This window comes from Vibrio sp. 10N.222.48.A3 (assembly GCF_041475345.1).
Lineage (GTDB): Bacteria > Pseudomonadota > Gammaproteobacteria > Enterobacterales > Vibrionaceae > Vibrio > Vibrio tasmaniensis_A.
Genome location: NZ_JBFRVX010000492.1, coordinates 1 through 3,053, shown reverse-complemented (window position 1 = coordinate 3,053; position 3,053 = coordinate 1). Strand labels below are relative to the sequence as shown.

General features: G+C 42.9%; 3 protein-coding genes. All 3 read left to right on the top strand.

What is annotated here, in order from left to right; all coding sequences use genetic code 11:
• The first annotated feature begins 701 nt into the window (after nucleotides 1-701).
• On the top strand, nucleotides 702-1,991 hold the full coding sequence (locus AB4653_RS14545) for an NCS2 family permease (protein ID WP_012604654.1): 1,290 nt from the start codon (nucleotides 702-704) through the stop codon (nucleotides 1,989-1,991).
• A gap of 84 nt (nucleotides 1,992-2,075) precedes the next feature.
• Nucleotides 2,076-2,540 carry an oxytetracycline resistance phosphoribosyltransferase domain-containing protein Tet(34) gene (gene tet(34), locus AB4653_RS14540; protein ID WP_009847475.1) on the top strand — a complete coding sequence of 155 codons (465 nt, stop codon included), beginning with the start codon at nucleotides 2,076-2,078 and terminating at the stop codon, nucleotides 2,538-2,540.
• 89 nt (nucleotides 2,541-2,629) lie between these two features.
• On the top strand, nucleotides 2,630-3,053 hold a 424-nt coding region (locus AB4653_RS14535; RefSeq protein ID WP_372104541.1), incomplete at its 3' end, for an alpha/beta hydrolase.

Below are 3,053 nucleotides of genomic sequence, written 5' to 3'. Positions count from 1 at the left end.
GAAGAGTAAATGCTCAAAGGATTAGTCCGTTTTATCGCCTCCAAGGAACCGAGAAATCAAATTCGTTTTTTATTGATTTATTAAGGTGATAGTTATGAAAGGTTTACCATCTGCAATGTTCTGGATTAACAGCTCTGTTTACACTAGCAACTTTGCATACCCTACAAGCTTTGGTTACTAATATCGTAAGCATGTAACTCGAACAGTTTTGTTCACCCCTATATATTGGAATTATTTTACAGCCCTTTTGGTTGACAGATTCTACCGCCACTCAGTTTTGAGTGGCGTTTTTTTTGCCTGCTACTTTTCCAAACCGCTTTCGCTTATCACTTTTCCTGCTGTTCTGCGTGGTTGTTTTTTAAACGCCGAAATATCAATTTGCGCCTTATTACTGATCCTGTTGAAAAATACATAACTATTGTGGGTTTGAATTCGGAATTTATTAGCTAGATTCTCAATGAAAATAGCCGATGGTAGAAAAAGCAACCAACTAATCATATTGAGCATTTTTATTTTAATTGCTTGTTTTTAATAATAATTTCCCATTCATGCTTTTATTTTTAATCGCTCTGTTTCATACGGCATTCTGATAAAGATCGATTAGAGCCTTAATTCTATCTGGAATTTGTTATTTGATAACTTTATAATCCACAGCCAATCGATTACGCAACCGTTTACTTTTACCCTTATAGGATTCGATAATGTTCGAAAAGCTATTCAAACTCAGTGAAAATGGCACCAATGTGCGCACTGAAATCATCGCAGGTCTAACAACCTTCCTAACAATGGCTTACATCATTTTTGTAAACCCAATGATTCTAGCTGATGCTGGTATGGACCATGGCGCTGTATTTGTAGCAACCTGTTTAGCAGCTGCTATTGGCTGTTTCATCATGGGCTTTGTTGCTAACTACCCAATTGCTCAAGCTCCAGGCATGGGTTTGAATGCATTCTTTACCTACGCTGTTGTAATGGGGATGGGTTATACGTGGCAAGTTGCTCTGGCAGCGGTTTTCGTATCGGGCGTGATCTTCATCTTCTTAAGCATCTTTAAGATCCGTGAATGGATTATCAACTCGATCCCAATGTCTCTGCGTGTTGGTATCTCTGCAGGTATCGGTCTTTTCCTAGCGTTTATTGCTCTTAGCAATGCTGGCATCGTTGTTTCTAACCCTGCAACGAAAGTTTCACTGGGTGACATTACCGCGATTGCTCCTATCCTAGGTGCGCTTGGTTTCTTCCTTACGATTGCTCTTGTTCACCGTGGCGTGAAAGGCGCAGTAATGATTGCGATTCTAGCTATCACAGCTGTCGGTATTGCTATTGGTGACGTTCAATACGGCGGCATCATGTCGACGCCACCAAGTCTTGCACCAACATTCATGCAGCTTGATTTCTCTGCTGTATTTGAAATCGGTATGATTTCAGTAGTATTCGCTTTCTTGTTCGTCGATTTATTCGATACAGCGGGCACTCTGGTTGGTGTTGCAACGAAAGCAAACCTAATCAAAGAAGACGGTAAACTGCCTCGTCTGAACAAGGCACTGCTTGCTGACTCAACAGCAACATCAATTGGTGCACTGCTAGGTACATCAAATACAACCTCTTACGTTGAGAGTGTTGCGGGTGTCGCTGAAGGCGGCCGTACCGGTCTAACAGCGGTTGTTGTTGGTATCTTGTTCCTACTGGCTCTTTTCTTCTCACCGCTTGCAGGTATGATTCCAGCCTACGCAACATCAGGTGCGTTGTTCTATGTAGCAATTTTGATGATGTCTGGCCTAGTTGGTATTGATTGGCGTGATCTTACGGAAGCAGCCCCAGTCGTGGTAACATGTCTGCTTATGCCGTTGACATACTCTATCGCTGAGGGTATCTCACTAGGCTTCATCGCTTACGCTGCAATTAAGCTGCTAAGTGGTAAAGGTCGCGATGTTTCACCTGCTGTGTGGGTAATGTCGGCTATCTTTATTCTTAAATATACTTTCGCTTAATCGTCTAGATTTCTGCTTAATCGCTGAAGAGGCTATGTTTGAAATAGCCTCTAATAACATGACAAAATTATTAGGTTTTATACTATGAGCAACAAATTCGTTATCACTTGGGACAACATGCAGACTTACTGCCGTCAACTTGCTGAAAAGCAAATGCCAGCAGAGCAGTGGAAAGGCATCTGGGCAGTGAGCCGTGGTGGTTTGGTTCCTGGTGCAATCTTGGCTCGTGAGCTAGGTATTCGTCACGTAGATACGATTTGTATTTCTAGCTACGACCACGATCACCAACGTGATATGACAGTCGTTAAAGCACCTGAAGGTGACGGCGAAGGCTTCCTAATCGTTGAAGATCTTGTTGATAGTGGTGACACTGCACGCAAGCTTCGCGAAATGTACCCGAAAGCGAAACTGATCGCTGTGTGTGCAAAGCCATCTGGTGCTGATTTGCTAGACGAGTACATCGTTGATATCGCTCAAGACACATGGATTGAGCAACCTTGGGATACTAGCCTAAGCTACGTTGAGCCGGTAAATCGCAAGTCAAAATAAGCGTAAACTTAGTTTTTTGAGAAATGACCCTTTATAGGGTCATTTTTTTTTATATGATTAGTAACAACCATTTCTTATTAAGTATCCCAATGTCTGAATCAGAAGAAACGAGCTCAAACCTTTCGGAAACCTTGTTTGTAAAGCACAAGCAGGCTAAAGAGACCTCAATGCTTACACAATACATGCCAAGCTCTGAAGCGTTATTGGATGAGAAGCGTGAACAGCAAAACTCATCATGGTACCGAAACCTAAGACGTCTTCAGTGGGTATGGCAAGGCGTTAACCCCATTGAGCAAGAAGCGGTATTGGCTCGCATCGCGTCATCAGATAACTCTCGTACAACCGATGAGTGGCTTGATACGGTCATGGGTTACCGAAGTGGTAACTGGGCATACGAATGGACCAAACTGGGTATGCAGCATCAAAATCGCTCGAACGAGAAGAAGGGTGAAGAAATGGCTGAAGAGCTGTTTTCAGCATCGTTGTGCTTCAGCATAGCGGGCTACCCACATC

What these genes read in the sequence shown, in the direction of transcription:
- AB4653_RS14545 (WP_012604654.1), top strand. Translation starts at nt 702, where the DNA reads ATGTTCGAAAAGCTATTCAAACTCAGTGAAAATGGCACCAATGTGCGC.